Consider the following 17266-nt stretch of genomic DNA (forward strand, 5'->3'; position numbering starts at 1 on the left):
GTCGCGCCGGAGCGCGCCGCCCCGGCCCGGACCGGATACCTCGGGTCAGCCCGGATATGGCCGCGGGCGCGGCCCGGCTAGGCTGCGCGCGACGATGCCCGCGTCGCCATCCTGCCCCCGACATGACCCTCGACGTTTCCCGCCCCACCCTCCCGATCGGCGATTGGCTCAACGGCGCCCTGCAGCGGCTGGGCTCCCTGTCCTCCCGCGAGACGGGCTTCGACCCCGTCCTCACCGCCGGGGAAGGCCGCGACGTCCGCTTCGAGCACGACCCCGCCACCACCCGCGTCGCGGACGAGTCCAGCTTCCGCCAGCGCACGACCTACAGCGCCAGCACCGAGGTGACGGTGACGACGCCGGGGCACCAGGCGGGCCCCATCCTCGTCGACTACCACGCCAACCTCCCGCGGAACGCGGCGACGCCCGCGGCCATGCAGGCGCTCAACCCGATGGACCCCGACACCTGGCCGCCCGGCACCACGGTGGAACTGCGCGGGGGCGACTTCGCCGGCACGCCCTTCGAGGAGACCTTCCGCACGCTGGCCGAGATCAACGACGTCGGCAGCCTGGAGGACACGCGGCTGGTCATCAACAAGAGCACGGTGACCCAGTCCCGGCCCGTCAGCGAGCTGCGGGTGATGTCCGGCCCGGCGAGCGTCTTCGACGCCCCGTTCGAGCACGGCCCCGGTTCCGCCGTGCTGGACCGGCAGGACTTCTCCATCCACACGCTGGTGCAGCGCGACCCCACGGCTCCCGACCAGCGCGCCGCCCTCAACCACCTCCTGCTCACGGGCACCCAGCCCGACGGCAGCGTGGGCCTGAGCGAGACCGTGTCGGCCGACAGCATCCACGCCCTGGTCACCGAGGTGGGCAGCGGCGAGGTCAACGACGTGGTGTGGACGTTCGACGAAGACGGCCGTCCGCTGCAGGCCGAGGCCACGCTGACCTGGCTGCCGGGCAGCGGCAGCCACCGCGCCGGCGACACCGTCGAGAACACCGCGCAGGCGGACTTCCGCGTGGAGCACGGTCTCGACAGCAGCGAGCACACCGGCCACATCCTGGCCTACCGCTTCGTGCACGGCCACGGGCCGGTCAACATGTTCCCGCAGAACGGCAACTTCAACACCGGCGCCTACGCGCGCCTGGAGAACGAGTGGGCCGACTGGCTGGATGCCGGGATGAACATCGACCTGCGCGTGGCGCTGGACCCGCCCGGCGCGGAGCGCCCCGACCAGGTCGTGGTCGAGTACACCGTGACCGAACCGGAGAGCGGCGCCGTCGTCTACCAGCCGCAGGTGACCGTGTTCGACAACGCCGCGGGCCAGGTGTACGACCGCATCGCGCGCGGCGACATGCCGGGCATGATCGCCGAAGCGAACTGATACCCTCCGCGCCATGGACAAGAACGCCCTCATCATGGAGATCGGCCGCCTCATCGCGACCGATCCCGCCGTCGCGGACCGCCCGTGGGACGGCTACGCGCTGGTCGCGAGCTACGCCGACGGCGCCCGCCGCCTGGCCGGCTTCCGCTACCGCGACGGCGCCGCCGCCGAACCCGCCACGCCGGGCGCGGGCGCGCTCGGCACCCGGCTGGACGCGCTGCGCGCGGCCACCCGCGTGCCCGGCAAGGACGACTGGAACGCCTGCGTGGTCAAGCTGCGCCGCGCCACCGGGAAGGTCACCGTCGACTTCGACTACGAGGCGCCGGAGCGCTGGGACGTCACCCCGCGCACGCTCGCCGACGTGGCGGAACGCGCGCGGCCGCAATAGCCGGTCCGCCGAGGGCCGGTGCGCCGCGGCGCCGGCGGGCGTGCGACGCCCGGATGCGACAGGGGCCGCTCGCGCGGCCCCTGTCGGTCTGCGTCACCAGATGCGGACGCGGTCTTCCGGCGCGATCCACAACGGGTCGTCGGCGGTCACGTTGAACGCCTCGTACCACGCATCGATGTTGCGCAGCGGCGCGAACGCGCGGATCTGGCCCGGCGAGTGCGGACCGTTGACGAGCTGCTGGCGCAGTGCATCGTCGCGCCACAGGATCCGCCACACCTGCGCCCAGCCCATGAAGAAGCGCTGCTCGCCGGTGAAGCCGTCGATCACCGGCGCCTCCTCGCCGCCCAGCGAGCGGCGGTAGGCCTCCAGCGCGATGGTCAGGCCGCCGAGGTCGCCGATGTTCTCGCCCATCGAGACCCGGCCGTTGATGTGCATGCCGGGCAGCTGCGGGAACACGTAGGACTCGTACTGCGCGCCGAGCTTGGCCGCCTGCGCCTCGAACTTGGCTGCGTCCTCGGCCGTCCACCAGTCGCGCAGCAGGCCCTTGCCGTCGGACTTGCGGCCCTGGTCGTCGAAGCCGTGGATGATCTCGTGGCCGATCACGCCACCGATGGCGCCGTAGTTCACGGCCGGATCGGCGTCGGGATCGAAGAACGGCGGCTGCAGGATGGCCGCCGGGAACACGATCTCGTTCTTCACCGGCGAGTAGTAGGCGTTGACGGTCTGCGGCGTCATGCCCCACTCGCCCTTGTCCACCGGCTGGCCGATGCGGTTGCGGCGGTAGTCCCACTCGAAGGCCATGGAGCGCAGCGCGTTGCCGAACAGGTCGCCGTTGACGACCTCCAGGCCGCTGTAGTCGCGCCAGGTGTCCGGGTGGCCGATCTTGAGGCCGAAGTTCTGCAGCTTGGCCATGGCCTCGGTCTTGGTCTCCGGGCTCATCCAGTCGAGCTGCTGCAGGCGCGCGCCCATCGCGGTCTTCACGTTCGCGACCAGCTCGTCCATCTTGGCCTTGGCGTCGGGCGGGAAGTACAGCGCGACGTAGTCGCGGCCGATGGCCTCGCCCATCGCGCCCTCGGCGAAGGACACGCCGCGCTTCCAGCGCTCGCGCTGCTCGGGCTGGCCGTTCAGGAACTTCTGGCGGAACTCGAACTGCGCGTCGACGAAGGCGCTGGACAGCAGCGGCGCCGCGTTGTCGGTGGTGTGGAAGGCCATCCACGCCTTGAGCGTGTCGAGCTCGGTCTCGGCGAAGATCTCCGCCATCTTCGGGAAGGCCGTGTCCTGGCGGACCACGGCCTTGTCGGCGTGCGCGATGCCCGCCGCCTCGAAGTAGCGCGTCCACGGGAAGCCCGGCGCGTCGCGCTCCAGCTCGGCGAGCGTGGTCGGGTTGTAGGTCTTGTCGCGGTCGCGGCTCTCGGCGCGGGTCCAGTGCGCCTGCGCGAGGCGCGTCTCCATGGCGACGATGGCCTCGGCGTGCGCCTGCGGGCGCTCCCAGCCGGCCAGCTCCAGCATCTGCGCGACGTAGGCCTGGTAGCGCTCGCGCTGCGGCGCGAACTTCTCGTCGAGGTACATCTCGCGGTCGCTCAGGCCCAGGCCGGACTGGCTCAGGTAGAGCACGTAGCGGTCCGGGTCGAGCTGGTCGTCGGACACGAAGGCACCGAAGTAGGTCCCGCCCAGACCGCCGCGGCTGCGGCCCATCAGGGTGGCGATGGCGTCCTTGTCGGCCGCTGCGCGGATCGCGTCGAGGTGGGGCGCCAGCGGCTGGGCGCCGAGCGCCTCGATGGTCGCCTCGTCCATGAAGCCCTGGTAGAGCGCCGCGATCTTGGCGGCGTCGCCGTCGGTGGCCGGATTGCCCAGCGGGTAGCTCTCGATGAGCTGGCGCACGCGCGCCTCGGAGAGGTCGCGCAGCATCATGAAGGCGCCGTAGCTGGAACGGTCCGCCGGGATCTCGGTGGTCTCGGCCCAGGTGCCGCTGACGTATGCGAAGAAGTCCTCGCCCGGGTTCACCTCGGGCTTCATGCCGGCGGTATCGATGCCCCAGCTGCCGTAGCGCGTGGCGGCGACGGTGTCCCCGCCTCCGGAGCCTCCGGCGGTGGCGTCGGTGGCGAACAGCGCCTGCAGCGCGCAGGCCTCGTCCAGGCAGGCGTGCCGCTCGTGCGCGCCTGCCGGGAGCGCGAGGGCCAGCGCGAGCGATGTCGCGGCGAACAGCGAGGTCTTCTTCAACATGGTCTCTCCGGGTCACGTACGGAAACGGCGCGCACGACGGCCACGCCAGCCCACCACCATACCGCGTGGGCCGCGCCCGGGCATGGGCCGAACGTCCCTCCCGCGCCGTCCGGCCCGCCGCGTCAGCCCGCGCGGGCGTGCCAGGCCCGCAGCAGCTCCGCCTCGCGCTCGCGCGGCATGCCCGCGCGCAGCTCCGCCTGGCGCTCGGAGGGCAGTCCGCGGTACCAGGCCAGCAGGTCGGCGACGGTGGTGGCGAAGGGGCGGAAGCTCAGTCCGGCGGCCAGGGCGCGCGCGTTGGAGACCTGCCCGTAGCCGCCGAACTCGTGCTCCTGCGGGAACCACACCGGCAGGTCGGCGCCGAAGCGCACGCCCTGCTCCGCCAGGAACGCCGCCGGGACGTGGGTGAAGCGCACCGGTCCGCCGGTGACCGCGTGGATGCCGTGGACCATGGCGTCCGTGCTCAGCCGGTAGTCCGGCCCGACCGCGTTGAAGGTGCCGGTGGTGCCGGCTTCGGCCAGCCGGATCATCCACTCGCCGAGATCGCGCCCGTCGATCATCTGCACCGGGTCGCGGCCGTCTCCCGGCACCAGTACCTCGCCGCCCTCGGCGATCCGCTTCGGCCAGTAGGTGAAGCGGTCGGTCTCGTCGCGCGGGCCGACGATGTAGCCGGGGCGCACGATCGTCACGCGCTCGCCGAACTGGTGCCGCGCCTCGGCCTCGCTGCGCGCCTTGAGCGGGCCGTAGAGGTTGCCGACGTCGGCGCGCAGACTCTCCTGGGTCTCCGCCATGGCGTCGGCGCCGCGGTACTGCGCCAGCGGGGCGTCCTCGTCGATGCCGGGCCGCGAGCCGTCCGCGTAGACCGAGATGGTCGAGATGAAGAGGTAGTGCCCCACCCGTCCCGCCAGCACGCGGCCGGCGTCGCGCACCCAGAACGGCAGCGTGGTCGGGTTGTCGATGCACACGTCCCACTCGCGCCCTTCGAGTGCGGCGAGGTCCCCGGTATTGCGGTCGCCGTGCAGCTGCTCGACCTCCCCCGGCCACTCCGGCGACGGGCGCGAGCCCCGGTTGAACAGCGTCACCCGGTGCCCGCGCGCGAGCGCGTAGGCGACCTGGAACGGCCCGGTGAAGCCGGTCCCGCCCAGGATCAGGATGCGCAGCGGCCGCGCGGCGCGCGGCACCGCGGGCGCCGGGGCAGCGGCGAAGGCAGGCAGGACGGTGGCCGCGGCGGCAAATGCGCCGAGCCTGAAGAGATCGCGACGTGAGGTGGACATGACGCACTGCTCCTCGAAGGCACCGGCCGCACGCTGCGCCCGGATCGCCGCGAGCATGCGGCGCCCCGTGCCCGCGCCACCCGTGGCGAAAGTGGGGGAACCGTCCGGCCTACCCATCCGGCGGCGGCGCGGCCGCCGCCTCCGGTACGCGGCCTAGGAGCTCCTCGATCACGAAGCCCATGACGTAGTAGCCGATGTGGAAGATGGCGTCCGCGGCGAACGCGATGTCGGCCCCGGCGTCCAGGCGGCGGCCGCAGGCCGGGCTCTCCCGCTGCATCCCTGAGCGTGCAGGCCGCAGGCGCGGCCCGGTCAGAGGTGCGCCACCTCCACGCGCTGTTCCAGCGCGTGACTGGCACCGGGGGCGAGTTCGACGCTGTCCGGCGCGGCGTTCGCGGCTTCGAGGCAGACGTACTCCAGCCAGCCCTCGCGCGGGATGTCGGCGAAGCCGCGCACGGCCTCCTCGCCCGGATTCCAGGCGACCAGGCTGCGGCTGCCCGCGGTGGACAGGAGGATCCTGCGCCGCGCGACCGGATCGACCAGCACGTAGCGGCCCGGCGCGTCGAGGTAGATGCGGTCGCTGCGCCCGGGGTCGCGCGCCTCGCGCAGGCTCCAGTCGCCCTGCTGGCGGTGCCGCGCGAAGCCGTCGAACTTGTCGAGGTAGTCGAGTCCGTCCAGGCCCTCGACGTGAACGCGGCGCGCGTCGCCCACGGCGAAGTAGGTATGCATGGCCTGGGTCAGCGTGCGCGCCGCTGTGCCGCGGTTGCGGGTGACCAGGCGCTGCACCAGCGCGCGGCCGATCTCGACCTCCATGCGCACCTCGAGATCGGGGTCGGCGTCGTCGAGCACGAAGTCGAGCCGCACCGCGCCCGCCTCGTCCCGGGCGCCTCCGACCAGCGACCAGGTGCGCGTGCGCGCGATGCCGTGCTGGGGCGCGTCGTCCGGCTGGCCCTGGCGTGCGAAGTACGGCCAGCACACCGGCACCCCGCCGCGGATCGGCTTCGGCGGCAGCATGCTGGTCGGCGACAGCCACAGCACGTCGGCGAAGCCGCGCGGCGTCCACGACAGCAGGTGCGCCCCGAACGGACTGACCGCGGCCGTGGCCTCGGCGGTCTCCACCAGGAGCGCGGGGACGCCCGCATGGCGGCCGGCACGCACGCCGGGAATGTCGATCGTCACCACATGCACCTCCTGGAGAAGGACGCCATCTTGCCGCAGCGGTTCAGGCCAGCGGCCACTCGCCCACGATCCGATACTGCGACCGCGGCCCGAGCACGCTGTGGATCAGCACGAAGCGGTCGACGCGCCAGGCCAGCGGCGCGACCGGGGCGTCCAGCGGCTCGGCCGCATCGCGCGCGACGGTCACGTGCGGCACAAGCCGGGTCGGCGGATGCAGGCGCACGCCGGCGCGGACCAGGGCGGAAGCCAGGGCGTCGTGCAGCGCGACCAGGCCGGGAGGCGTCGCGCTGCAGCCCAGCCACCACGGGATGCTGCGGTTGGCGAAGCTGCCCGCGCGGTCCAGGACCAGGTCGAAGCCGGACGGCGCGAGCGCCGCGGCCGCAGCCGAAGCGCGTTCCAGCACGGGCACGTCCAGCACCGGACGGTCGCCGAGGAAACAGAGAGTGAGGTGGTAGCGGTGCGCGCCGACCCAGCGCGCCCGCGCGGGGTGCCGGGCGCGCAGGTCCGCCGCACGCGCGGCCATGGCCGCGCGGACGTCCTCGTCCGGCCACAGGGCGAAGAACAGCCGGTGGACCTCGCCGCCGGCATCCTGCGCCGGATCGCCGAACAGCCCGCCCTGGACGGGGCCGCTCACTGCGGGTTCTCCAGCGCCTCCCATCGCGCATAGGCCGCGTCGAGGTCGGCCTGCAGCGCCGCGACCTCGGCGGCATGCGCGGTGATCGCGGCCGCCTCGCGCTGGTAGAAGGCCGGCTCGTTCATCTCGGCGGTGAGCGTCGCCATGCGCGCCTCCATCGCCTCGATGCGCGCGGGCAGCTTCTCCAGCTCCTGCGTCTCCTTGTAGCTCAGCCTGCGCACCGCCGGCCTGGGCGCCGCCGGGGCGGGCGTGGCCTTGGGCGCCGCAGGCCGCTCCGCCGCCGCGGGCGCCGGAGCCGGCTGCGGGCGTTGCCGCTGCCAGTCGCTGTAACCGCCGACGTACTCGCCGACGCGGCCGCCGCCCTCCATCACCAGGGTGGAGGTCACCACGTTGTCGAGGAAGTCGCGGTCGTGGCTGACCAGCAGCAGGGTGCCGGCGTACTCGCCCAGCAGTTCCTCGAGCAGCTCCAGGGTCTCGACGTCGAGGTCGTTGGTGGGCTCGTCCATCACCAGCAGGTTGGCCGGCTGGGCGAACAGCTTGGCCAGCAGCAGGCGGTTGCGCTCGCCGCCCGAGAGCCTCGTGATCGGCGCCCGCGCGCGCTCCGGGGTGAACAGGAAGTCCTGCAGGTAGCCCAGCACGTGCTTGCGGCGCCCGCCGACCTCGACGAACTCCTTGCCCTCGGACACGTTGTCCAGCGCGTTCCAGTCCTCGCGCAGGGTGGCGCGGTACTGGTCGAAATAGGCGACCTGCAGGTTGCTGCCCTGCAGGATCTCGCCGGACACCGGCGCAAGCTCGCCCAGCAGGCCCTTGAGCAGGGTGGTCTTGCCGCTGCCGTTGGGGCCGATCAGGCCGATGCGGTCGCCGCGCATGATCCGCGTGGAGAAGTCGCGCACCAGCACGCGGTCGCCGTAGGCCAGGGTCGCGTCCTTCGCCTCGATCACCTTCCTGCCCGACGACTCCGCCTGCGCGAGGTCCATGCGCACGTTGCCGGTCTGCTCGCGGCGCTGGCGGCGCTCCACGCGCATCGCCTCCAGCCGGCGGACGCGTCCCTCGTCGCGGGTGCGGCGCGCCTTGATGCCCTGGCGGATCCACACCTCCTCCTGCGCCAGCAGCTTGTCGAAGCGCGCGTTCTCCTGCGCTTCCGCGTTCAGGCGCTCCTCGCGGCGACGCTCGTAGTTGGCCCAGTCGCCCGGCCAGCTGGTCAGGCTGCCACGGTCGATCTCGACGATGCGCGTGGCCAGCGCGCGCAGGAAGCGGCGGTCGTGGGTGATGAAGACCAGGCTGCCCTGCCAGCTCTTGAGGAAGCCCTCGAGCCAGTCGATGGCCTCGATGTCGAGGTGGTTGGTCGGCTCGTCGAGCAGCAGCACGTCGGGCGCCGAGACCAGCGCGCGCGCCAGCAGCACGCGGCGCTTCATGCCGCCCGACAGCCGCCCGAACACCGCGTCGCCGTCCAGGCCGAGGCGCTCCAGCGTCTCGGCGACGCGCTGGTCGGCGGTCCAGCCCTGTGCGCCCTCGATCTTCGCCTGCACGGCCGACATCGCCTCGGCATCGAACTCCGCGGCATGGCTCAGGCGATGGAACTCGGCCAGCCAGGCGCCCAGCTCGCCGAGCCCGCCGGCGACCACGTCGAACACGCTGCCCTCGGCGCCGGCAGGGACTTCCTGCTCCAGCCGGGCGATGCGCACGCCGCCGGCCACGCGCACCTCGCCGTCGTCGGGCTTCAGCTCGCCGACCATGAGCCGCATGAGGGTGGACTTGCCGGCGCCGTTGCGGCCGATGAGCGCGATCCGCTCGTTGGCCTCCACGGTCATGGAGACGCCGTCGAGCAGGAGGGGGCCGCCGATGCTGTAGTCGACGTCGAGCAGGGAGATCAGGGACATCCGGGCATTCTACGGGGCCCGGCGCCTCGGCACCGCGCCCGCGCTCCCGTCCGGTGGGCGCAGGGCCAAACCTGCGATCATGCGCGCATGGACTCCTTCTCCGACCTGCCCCTCGCGGCGCCGCTGCGACAGGGCATCGAAGCCGCCGGCTTCACGACCCCCACCCCGATCCAGGCGCGCACGCTGCCGGTCATCCTCGACGGCCGCGACCTCGTCGCCCAGGCCCCGACCGGCAGCGGCAAGACCGCCGCCTTCGCGCTGGGCCTGCTGCAGCGGCTCGATCCGGCGACCGTGCGCGTGCAGGCCCTGGTGCTCTGCCCGACGCGCGAGCTCGCCGACCAGGTGGCCAAGGAGGTGCGGCGCCTGGCCAGCGGCATCCCCAACGTCAAGCTGACCCTGCTCACCGGCGGCATCCCGCTGGGCCCGCAGCTCGCCTCGCTCACCCACGACCCGCACATCGTGGTCGGCACCCCGGGGCGCGTGCAGGAACTGATGCGCAAGGGCGCCCTGCACCTCGGCGGCGTGCGCACCCTGGTGCTGGACGAGGCCGACCGCATGCTCGACATGGGCTTCGAGGAGGCGATCCGCGACATCGTCAGGCGCCTGCCGGGCGACCGCCAGAGCCTGCTGTTCTCGGCCACCTGGCCGGACGCGATCCGCGAGATGGCGAAGGTCTCGCTGCGCGAGCCGGTCGAGGTGACGGTCGAGGGCGAGAGCCGGCCGGCCGTCGAGGCCTTCTTCCACGAGGTCGACCTGTCGATGAAGCCGGCCGCCCTCGCCGGCCTGCTGCTCGAACACCGCCCCGAATCCGCCGTGGTGTTCTGCAACACCAAGCGCGACGTGGACGAGGTGGTCGCGGCGCTGCAGCGGCTCGGCTTCGCCGCGGACGCCCTGCACGGCGACCTCGAGCAGCGCGACCGCGACGAGGTGCTGGTGCGCTTCGCCAACCGCAGCCTCACGGTGCTGGTCGCCAGCGACGTCGCCGCGCGCGGGCTCGACGTGAAGGACCTCGCCTGCGTGGTCAACTACGAACTGCCGAGCGACCCCGACGTCTACCTGCACCGCATCGGCCGCACCGCGCGCGCGGGCAGGACCGGGCTCGCGCTCAGCCTGGTGACGCCGCGCGAGATCCAGCGCGCGCACACGCTGGAAGACCGCTACGGCGTGACCCTCCGCTGGGCACGGGCCACGCCCGCCGGCAGCAGCCCGCGCGACGTGCCGCGCGCGCCGATGGCGACCCTGCGCATCGACGCCGGCCGCACCGACAAGCTGCGCCCCGGCGACGTCCTCGGCGCCCTCACCGGCGCGGCCGGGCTGAAGGCGGAGGCCATCGGCAAGATCGACATCTTCCCCACCCGCTCCTACGTCGCCGTCCACCGCGGCAAGGCCGACGCCGCCGCCGCGGCGCTCATGGCCGGGAAGATCAAGGGCCGCAGCTTCCGGGTGCGGCGGATCTGATCCTGGAGCAGGAACGAGTGAGGAGGAGTGGGAAACGAGGGTGGGCAGCCGCGCCTTCTGGCGCTTCTCACTCCTGATGTCTCACTCCTCGCCGTGAACGGGTGAGGCCGCGCAGCGGCCGCTTTCCGCCCACCATCGAACAGCCTCCCCATCGCACGACTCCCCCCGGCAACCCGCCCCACACGACGTCACGCATGACCGCGCTGCCCAACGACGCTCCCGACGACGCCGCCGTCCTCGCCGCCACCCGCGACTGGGTCGAGCGCGCGGTGGTCGGGCTCAACCTCTGTCCGTTCGCGCGGGCGCCGCTGGTCCGGGGTCGCCTGCGCATGCGGGTCAGCCATGCCCGCGACGAGGACGCGCTGCTGGGCGATCTCGATGCCGAGCTCGGCCTGCTGGCCGAGTCCGACCCGCAGGAGATCGAGACCACCCTGCTCGTCCACCCCGGGGTGCTGCAGGCGTTCGACGCCTACAACGCCTTCCTGGACATCGCCGACCTCGCGGTGCGCATGCGCGGGCTGGAGGGCGTGGTGCAGGTCGCGAGCTTCCATCCGCACTACCGTTTCGCCGACGCACCGGCCGACGCGATCGAGAACTTCACCAACCGCAGCCCCTACCCGATCCTGCACCTGCTGCGCGAAAGCAGCATCGATGCGGCCGTGGCCGCGGTCCCGGACACCGACGCGATCTACCAGCGCAACATCGAGACCCTGCGCCGCCTGGGCCGCAGCGGCTGGGACGCGCTCTGGCGGACGCCGGACGCGGACGCCTGAAGCGGCGCGCGGCCCCGCCTGCTCCTACACTGTGCGGCCCTCGCCAGCCTGCCGCCGGATGCGCCTCAACAAACACATCGCCGAAACCGGCTTCTGTTCGCGCCGCGAGGCCGACCGCCTGATCGCCGCGCGCCGGGTCACCGTGAACGGCGTGCCCGGCACCATCGGCACCGAGGTCGCCGACGGGGACGAGGTGCTGCTCGACGGCCGCCCCCTGCCGCTGCGCGCGAAGCGCGCCGGGCGGCGCCACGTCTACATCGCCCTGAACAAGCCGGTGGGCATCACCTGCACCACGGAATCCACGGTCAAGGGCAACATCGTGGACTTCGTCGGCCACGAGCAGCGCATCTTCCCGATCGGCCGCCTCGACAAGGACTCCGAGGGGCTGATCCTGCTGACGAGCAACGGCGACATCGTCAACGAGATCCTGCGCGCCGAGAACCGGCACGAGAAGGAGTACCTGGTGGGGGTCAACAGGCCGGTCACCCCGGAGTTCCTCACGGGCATGGCGCGCGGCGTGCGCATCCACAACCAGACGACCCTGCCCTGCCGCACCGCGCGCATCGCCAAGTTCGGCTTCCGCATCGTGCTGACCCAGGGTCTCAACCGGCAGATCCGGCTGATGTCGGCCGCCTTCGGCTACCGGGTGACCCAGCTGCGCCGGGTGCGCATCGACAACATCCGCCTGGGGGTGCTCAAGCCGGGCCAGTGGCGCAACCTCACCGACGCGGAGCTGCGCGGCCTGCTGCCGGGACGCACCGACTGGTAGCCGCCGTCGCCGGCCTCAGCGCAGGACGGCATCGCGCGGCGGGCCTTCCATCGCGGCCGCCCAGGCATCGAGATAGTCGCTTCGCACCGCCGGCGGCATCCGCGCGACCTGCTCCACGGCGGCGCGGAAGCGCCCCCAGTCCTGTCCAACCGCCTCGAACACGCCCTCGAACGCCGGCACCCAGCGGTCGTACAGCCCGAAAGGCGCGAGCGCGGCATTGTCGATGGGGGCGTTGGCCCAGGCGTCGAAGCGCCGCTCGTCGCGCCATGGCCCGGCCCGCTGCGCCGCGTACCAGGCGCGGAAGTCCGCGATGTGCGCGGCCTTGAGGATGCGCATCGTCGCCGGATCCAGTGGGCGCGCGTAGAGCGCCGCGAGGTCCTCGCGCAGCGCCAGCACGCGCGTCACGAAGGCGCGCTCGCGCTCGGCCCGCGCCGGATCGGGCTCGGGCTCGCCGCGCGAGCGCCGCCACTCGACCAGGCCCTGGCGGCCGACGAAGCTCGCGAGCGACTCGTTGAACACCGTGTCGTCGCGCACGTAGAGCCACTGGTGGGCGAGCTCGTGGAAGACGATCTCGATCAGTTCGTCCTGGCCGCCGCGCAGCATGCTGCTGAACACCGGATCGGCGAACCAGCCGAGCGTCGAGTAGGCCGGCACGCCGCCGATCCAGGTCTCCAGCCCCCGGGCCCGCAGCCGCTGCGCCTCCGCCCGCGCCCGTTCGGGACTGAAGTAGCCGACGTAGGGCACGCAGCCGGCGACGGGGAAGCAGCGCAGCGCCGGCTGGGTCGAGAACTCGCGCGCGGCGTAGACCGCCCAGCTCACCCACGGCCGGTCGAGGGCTACGTAGCGGGTGTAGCTCGCGTTGTCCGGCAGGCCCAGGTGCGAGACGGCGAAGGCGCGCGCCTCCAGCACCTCGGCCAGGCGCGCGCGCAGCACCGGGTCGGCCCGCGCGTCGTCGACCACGGCGGCGATGGGCACGCGCTGGCGCAGCAGGGCCGCCTGGCCACGGGCGAGATGGCCGTAGTAGCCCAGCGATGCGCAGCCCGTCACCGCCAGCAGCAGCACCGGGAGCGCGGTCGCCCGCAGGACGCGCAGGCCGCGGACCATGCGCTCAGGCGTCGCCGCCGCGCACGTCCAGGACGATCTTGCCGATGTGCCCGCTCGACTCCATCAGCCTGTGCGCCTCCGCGGCGCGTTCGAGCGGGAAGCGCGCGTGCACGATCGGCCGGATCGCGCCGGCCTCGATCTCCGGCCACACCCGCTCGCGCAGGCTGCGGGCGATGGCGGCCTTGGCCTCGTGCGACTGCGGTCGCAGGGTGGAGCCGGTGACGTGCAGGCGGCGGGTCATCAGCAGGCCCAGGTCGAGTTCCGCGCTGCGTCCGCGCAGGAAGGCGATCTGCACCAGGCGTCCGCCGACCGCGAGGCAGCGCAGGTTGCGGGGCGTGTAGTCGCCGCCGACCATGTCGAGGATCACGTCCACGCCGCGCCCGTCGGTCAGCCGCTTCACCTCCTCGACGAAGTCCTGCTCGCGGTAGTCGATCGCGGCACGCGCGCCCAGCGCCAGGCAGGCCCGCGCCTTGTCGGCGCCGCCGACGGTGACGATGCTGGCGGCGCCCAGCGCGCGCGCCATCTGGATGGCGGTCGTGCCGATGCCGCTCGATCCGCCGTGCACCAGCAGGGTCTCCCCGGCCTGCAGGCGGCCCCGGTCGAACACGTTGCTCCACACGGTGAAGCAGGTCTCCGGCAGGGCCGCCGCTTCGGCCAGCGACAGGCCGCGCGGCACCGGCAGGCAATGCGCGGCAGGCGTCACGCAGTACTCGGCGTAGCCGCCGCCGGGCGTCAGCGCGCACACCGGATCGCCGACGCGCCAGCCGTCCACGCCCTCCCCCAGCGCCTCGATGTGACCGGCGACCTCCAGCCCGAGCACCGGCGAGGCGTCGGCCGGCGGCGGGTAGACGCCCTTGCGCTGCTGCACGTCGGGGCGGTTGACGCCGGCATGGGCGACGCGGACGAGCACCTGGCCCGTGGCCGGCTGCGGCGCCGGCATCTCGGCCAGCGTCAGGACGCCGGCCTCGCCGCCATCGCCGTGGTCGATGTAACGCATGCGGGAGTCTCCGTTCGGATCGGGTGTCGCATTGTGGCGTGCACGGGGCCCGGGAACGAAGGCCGTGGTCGCAGGCACGCAGCAGCTGTAGGAGCGGCTTCAGCCGCGACCGGATCTTTACCGAACCAAGGTCTTCAGATCGCGGCTGAAGCCGCTCCTACGTCGCTCCTGCGCCGCTCCTGCGGGGACGCGGCGCAGGCTCAGGAGCTGCAGGACAGCTGCGAGCAGCCCGGCCGGTTGCGCGCCCAGTCGGGCCGGCGCGCGGCGATGGCCTCGCGCCCGGGCTGGTCGTCGTAGGGACGCCGCATCACGTCGAGCAGTGCCTCGATGCCGCCGAGGTCGCCCTCGGTGGCGCGGTCGATGGCCTGCTGGGCGAGGTAGTTGCGCAGCACGTAGCGCGGGTTCGCCAAGCGCATGCGCTCGCGGCGCGCCTCCGGAGACAGCGTGTCCTCGCGCAGGCGTGCCGCGTAGCGGGCCAGCCAGTCCTGCAGCGCGCCCTCGTGGTGCGCGCGCTTGGCGCCGTCGTAGAAGGCATCCTCGAGCGGCGCGAGCGTCGGCGCCTGCGGATCCACGTCCATCAGCCCGCGGAACCAGAGGGTCATGTCGACCTCGGCCGCGTGCATCAGGGCCTGCAGGTCCTTCATCAGCACGCCGTCGTCCTCACGGTACCCGGCCAGGCCGAGCTTGCGCGCCACCGTCTCGCGTTCGGCCTGCGAGAAGCGCTCGACGTAGCGGTCGAGACCGGCGTACAGCGGGTCGTGGCTGTCGAACACGGTGGCGAGGGCATTCGCGAGCTGGTGCAGGTTCCAGAACGCGACGTTGGCCTGCTGGCCGAACCTGTAGCGGCGCCGCCCGGCATCGGTGGTGTTGGGTGTCCAGTCCGGGTCGTAGTCGTCGATCCAGCCGTAGGGTCCGTAGTCGATGGTCTGCCCGAGGATGGACATGTTGTCGGTGTTCATCACGCCGTGGACGAAGCCCACGCGCATCCAGCCGTCGATCAGGATCGCGGTGCGCTCGCAGACCTCGACGAACCAGTCGCCCCACACGGCCTCGCCCTCCCCGCCCAGATGCGGGAAGTCGCGACGGATGCAGAAGCCGATCAGGGTCCGCAGCAGGTCCAGCTCCCCGCGCGAGGCGGGCAGCTCGAAGCTGCCGAAGCGGATGAAGGACGGCGCCACGCGGCAGACCACGGCGCCCGGCTCGGCCTGCGGATGGCCGTCGTAGAACATGTCGCGCACCACGCTCTCGCCGGTGGCGACGAGACTCAGCGCGCGCGTGGTCGGGATGCCGAGGTGGTGCATCGCCTCGCTGCAGAGGAACTCGCGGACCGACGAACGCAGCACCGCGCGCCCGTCGGCGGTGCGCGAGTACGGCGTCGGGCCTGCGCCCTTGAGCTGCAGCTCCCAGCGCCCGCCGTCGCGACCCAGCACCTCGCCCAGGGTGATCGCGCGACCGTCGCCGAGCTGGCCCGCCCAGCTTCCGAACTGGTGGCCGCCGTAGTTCGCCGCGAAGGGCCGCATGCCCTCGACCAGCGCATTGCCCCCGAACACGTCGGCGAAGGCCTTGCTGCGGACGGTGGCGACATCGATGCCCAGCGCCTGCGCCATCTCCGGCGACCAGGCCAGCAGCCGTGGCGCCGCGACCGGCGTCGGCGCCACCGGCGACCACATCGCCCCGGGGACCTGCCGACGGCGGTTCTCGGGATTCGTGTCGCCGGGCAGCTCCTCGACGAAGCGGTTGTCGAAGCGGAGATCGAGCATCGCGGTGCGGTTCCTGCGGCAGGACGGGAGAGCATCGCCCCCGGTACGTGAAACCAGGGCAACCGGCGGTGCGGCCCCCCGGCGCGTCGACGCCGGACGTGGGCCTAGCCCAGCAGGTGCCGGACCTTGGGCAGGTACTTCTCCAGCGAACCGGTGTTCACCGCCACCACGCGCTCGCCGTGTCGCAGGAGGCCGCGGTCCAACAGTTGCGGCAGCGCGGCGAGGCAGGCCGCGCCCTCGGGGCCGATCCACGTCCGCAGGGTGCGCCACAGGCGGGCGAGCTCGCGGGCGATGTCGTCCTCGTCGACGGCGACGGCGGCGCCGCCGCTCGCGCGGAGGATCTCCAGCACGCGGAAGTGGCCGACGCCGGCCGGCACGTTGAGGCCGACGGCCAGGGTGTCGCCCGGCTCCGCGGCGGTGGTGTCGTCGGCGCCGGACTCGAAGGCGCGCACCAGCGGCGTGGTGGCGCTGCTCTGCACGGACAGCATGCGCGGGCGACGGGCATCGATCAGGCCGAGCGCCTCGAGCTCGTCCCAGGCCTTCCACATGCCGAGCACACCGGTGCCGCCGCCGGTGGGATAGATCACCGCATCGGGCAGCGACCACGGCGCACCGGGCGCCGCCGGCTCGGCCAGCTCCAGCCCGAGCGACTTCTTGCCCTCGATGCGCCAGCCCGGCTCCTGGAAGGTCGCGACCGAGAACCAGCCCTCGGGCACGTAGCGCGCCTTCAGCAGCGCCCCCGCTTCGCGGATGGTGGGGCCGGCGAGTTCGAGGCGGACGCGCTCCGGATGGCGCTGCGCGGCCGCGGCCACGCCGCCCAGGATGGGCATGGGCGTGTCCTCGGGCATGGCCACCACCACCGACAGCCCTGCCGCCAGCGCGTAGTGCACCAGCGAGTCCCCCGCATTGCCCTGGGTCGGCACCGCCAGCCGCTCCAGGCCCAGCCTGCGCGCCTGCGCGACCACCATCGCCATGCCGCGGTCCTTGAAGCTCTGGGTCGGATTGGCGCCGAAGCCGGGGTGCGCCCGGCCCTCGTCCTTGAGCTGCAGGACCAGGCCCGCGGCGGCGGCGACCGGATGCGCGCTCCAGTCCAGCAGGGGCGTGCAGCCCTCGCCCAGCGGCACGATGTGGCGGGCGTCGGTGGGGTCGCCGACGTCGAGCGCCATCAGCCCGCCGAAGCGCCACATGTCGCGCCGCGTCGGGTCGTACCACGCGGCGGCCGGGCGCTCGGCCGCCAGGCGTTCGAGGTCCAGGACCATCTCGACCGGACGGCCGTCGGCGGGATCGAGGTTCATCGGCCGGTCCGCCGGATACTCGATGCCGGAGGACAGGCCGCGCAGGCAGCGGACGTAGGACATGCGCAGGCTCGATGAGGAAGGGGGCGGCACGGTAGCAGGGCGCGCCTGGCGGTGCAGGCGCCGGGCCGCGTTCACGCGCCGCGACACATGCGC

15 protein-coding genes are annotated in these 17266 nt (G+C 73.1%); 5 read left to right on the forward strand and 10 right to left on the reverse strand.

The features are described from left to right. Positions 1–122: 122 nt before the first annotated feature. The gene (locus ACFO3Q_RS12155) at positions 123–1382 is read left to right on the forward strand and encodes a DNA/RNA non-specific endonuclease (RefSeq protein ID WP_377004984.1); all 1260 of its coding nucleotides are present in this window, start codon (positions 123–125) and stop codon (positions 1380–1382) included. A gap of 13 nt (positions 1383–1395) precedes the next feature. After that, entirely contained in the window at positions 1396–1770 is a 375-nt protein-coding gene (locus tag ACFO3Q_RS12160; RefSeq protein ID WP_377004985.1) for a hypothetical protein, read from the forward strand. Positions 1771–1863: 93 nt separating this feature from the next. Here the strand turns inward: ACFO3Q_RS12160 and ACFO3Q_RS12165 are convergent, their stop codons facing one another. The 6 genes from ACFO3Q_RS12165 to ACFO3Q_RS12190 all read right to left on the reverse strand — a co-directional run bounded on the left by ACFO3Q_RS12165 (position 1864) and on the right by ACFO3Q_RS12190 (position 8954). Then, positions 1864–3993: a M13 family metallopeptidase gene (locus ACFO3Q_RS12165; protein WP_377004986.1), complete on the reverse strand. Its 2130-nt coding sequence runs from the start codon at positions 3991–3993 to the stop codon at positions 1864–1866. 122 nt (positions 3994–4115) lie between these two features. Further along, positions 4116–5264: an NAD-dependent epimerase/dehydratase family protein gene (locus tag ACFO3Q_RS12170; RefSeq protein WP_377004987.1), complete on the reverse strand. Its 1149-nt coding sequence runs from the start codon at positions 5262–5264 to the stop codon at positions 4116–4118. 109 nt (positions 5265–5373) lie between these two features. After that, a complete protein-coding gene (locus ACFO3Q_RS12175) occupies positions 5374–5541 on the reverse strand; it encodes a hypothetical protein (RefSeq protein WP_377004988.1) in 168 nt (55 codons plus the stop codon). 32 nt (positions 5542–5573) lie between these two features. Beyond that, on the reverse strand, positions 5574–6440 hold the full coding sequence (locus ACFO3Q_RS12180; RefSeq protein ID WP_377004989.1) for a D-hexose-6-phosphate mutarotase: 867 nt from the start codon (positions 6438–6440) through the stop codon (positions 5574–5576). 43 nt (positions 6441–6483) lie between these two features. Next, the gene (thpR, locus tag ACFO3Q_RS12185) at positions 6484–7074 is read right to left on the reverse strand and encodes an RNA 2',3'-cyclic phosphodiesterase (protein ID WP_377004990.1); all 591 of its coding nucleotides are present in this window, start codon (positions 7072–7074) and stop codon (positions 6484–6486) included. Continuing rightward, positions 7071–8954 (reverse strand): ATP-binding cassette domain-containing protein, encoded by a 1884-nt coding sequence (locus tag ACFO3Q_RS12190; protein WP_377004991.1) that lies wholly within the window; start codon positions 8952–8954, stop codon positions 7071–7073. The genes thpR and ACFO3Q_RS12190 overlap by 4 nt, the downstream gene beginning before the upstream one ends. 87 nt (positions 8955–9041) lie before the next feature. On the opposite strand from ACFO3Q_RS12190, the gene dbpA reads away from it, so the two are divergent. The 3 genes from dbpA (at position 9042) to ACFO3Q_RS12205 (ending at position 11954) form a co-directional block, all read left to right on the forward strand. Next, the gene (gene dbpA / locus ACFO3Q_RS12195) at positions 9042–10412 is read left to right on the forward strand and encodes an ATP-dependent RNA helicase DbpA (protein ID WP_377004992.1); all 1371 of its coding nucleotides are present in this window, start codon (positions 9042–9044) and stop codon (positions 10410–10412) included. A 194-nt stretch (positions 10413–10606) separates the two neighbouring features. Further along, a complete protein-coding gene (locus tag ACFO3Q_RS12200) occupies positions 10607–11185 on the forward strand; it encodes a DUF1415 domain-containing protein (protein WP_377004993.1) in 579 nt (192 codons plus the stop codon). A 58-nt stretch (positions 11186–11243) separates the two neighbouring features. After that, positions 11244–11954: a pseudouridine synthase gene (locus ACFO3Q_RS12205; protein WP_377004994.1), complete on the forward strand. Its 711-nt coding sequence runs from the start codon at positions 11244–11246 to the stop codon at positions 11952–11954. Between the two features lie 15 nt (positions 11955–11969). Here the strand turns inward: ACFO3Q_RS12205 and ACFO3Q_RS12210 are convergent, their stop codons facing one another. The 4 genes from ACFO3Q_RS12210 to ACFO3Q_RS12225 all read right to left on the reverse strand — a co-directional run bounded on the left by ACFO3Q_RS12210 (position 11970) and on the right by ACFO3Q_RS12225 (position 17173). Further along, positions 11970–13058, reverse strand: a complete 1089-nt coding sequence (locus ACFO3Q_RS12210; RefSeq protein ID WP_377004995.1) for an aminopeptidase — start codon at positions 13056–13058, stop codon at positions 11970–11972. 4 nt (positions 13059–13062) lie between these two features. Next, positions 13063–14055 (reverse strand): NAD(P)H-quinone oxidoreductase, encoded by a 993-nt coding sequence (locus tag ACFO3Q_RS12215; protein WP_377004996.1) that lies wholly within the window; start codon positions 14053–14055, stop codon positions 13063–13065. Positions 14056–14255: 200 nt separating this feature from the next. Further along, positions 14256–15815, reverse strand: a complete 1560-nt coding sequence (locus tag ACFO3Q_RS12220) for a protein adenylyltransferase SelO (RefSeq protein ID WP_377004997.1) — start codon at positions 15813–15815, stop codon at positions 14256–14258. Between the two features lie 104 nt (positions 15816–15919). Then, the gene (locus tag ACFO3Q_RS12225; RefSeq protein WP_377004998.1) at positions 15920–17173 is read right to left on the reverse strand and encodes a threonine synthase; all 1254 of its coding nucleotides are present in this window, start codon (positions 17171–17173) and stop codon (positions 15920–15922) included. Between the last annotated feature and the right edge of the window lie 93 nt (positions 17174–17266).

Source organism: Coralloluteibacterium thermophilum (genome assembly GCF_042654365.1).
GTDB lineage: Bacteria > Pseudomonadota > Gammaproteobacteria > Xanthomonadales > Xanthomonadaceae > Coralloluteibacterium > Coralloluteibacterium thermophilum.

What these genes read in the sequence shown, in the direction of transcription:
- ACFO3Q_RS12155 (WP_377004984.1), top strand. Translation starts at nt 123, where the DNA reads ATGACCCTCGACGTTTCCCGCCCCACCCTCCCGATCGGCGATTGGCTC.
- ACFO3Q_RS12160 (WP_377004985.1), top strand. Translation starts at nt 1,396, where the DNA reads ATGGACAAGAACGCCCTCATCATGGAGATCGGCCGCCTCATCGCGACC.
- ACFO3Q_RS12165 (WP_377004986.1), bottom strand. Translation starts at nt 3,993, where the DNA reads ATGTTGAAGAAGACCTCGCTGTTCGCCGCGACATCGCTCGCGCTGGCC.
- ACFO3Q_RS12170 (WP_377004987.1), bottom strand. Translation starts at nt 5,264, where the DNA reads ATGTCCACCTCACGTCGCGATCTCTTCAGGCTCGGCGCATTTGCCGCC.
- ACFO3Q_RS12175 (WP_377004988.1), bottom strand. Translation starts at nt 5,541, where the DNA reads ATGCAGCGGGAGAGCCCGGCCTGCGGCCGCCGCCTGGACGCCGGGGCC.
- ACFO3Q_RS12190 (WP_377004991.1), bottom strand. Translation starts at nt 8,954, where the DNA reads ATGTCCCTGATCTCCCTGCTCGACGTCGACTACAGCATCGGCGGCCCC.
- dbpA (WP_377004992.1), top strand. Translation starts at nt 9,042, where the DNA reads ATGGACTCCTTCTCCGACCTGCCCCTCGCGGCGCCGCTGCGACAGGGC.
- ACFO3Q_RS12200 (WP_377004993.1), top strand. Translation starts at nt 10,607, where the DNA reads ATGACCGCGCTGCCCAACGACGCTCCCGACGACGCCGCCGTCCTCGCC.
- ACFO3Q_RS12205 (WP_377004994.1), top strand. Translation starts at nt 11,244, where the DNA reads ATGCGCCTCAACAAACACATCGCCGAAACCGGCTTCTGTTCGCGCCGC.
- ACFO3Q_RS12210 (WP_377004995.1), bottom strand. Translation starts at nt 13,058, where the DNA reads ATGGTCCGCGGCCTGCGCGTCCTGCGGGCGACCGCGCTCCCGGTGCTG.
- ACFO3Q_RS12215 (WP_377004996.1), bottom strand. Translation starts at nt 14,055, where the DNA reads ATGCGTTACATCGACCACGGCGATGGCGGCGAGGCCGGCGTCCTGACG.
- ACFO3Q_RS12220 (WP_377004997.1), bottom strand. Translation starts at nt 15,815, where the DNA reads ATGCTCGATCTCCGCTTCGACAACCGCTTCGTCGAGGAGCTGCCCGGC.
- ACFO3Q_RS12225 (WP_377004998.1), bottom strand. Translation starts at nt 17,173, where the DNA reads ATGTCCTACGTCCGCTGCCTGCGCGGCCTGTCCTCCGGCATCGAGTAT.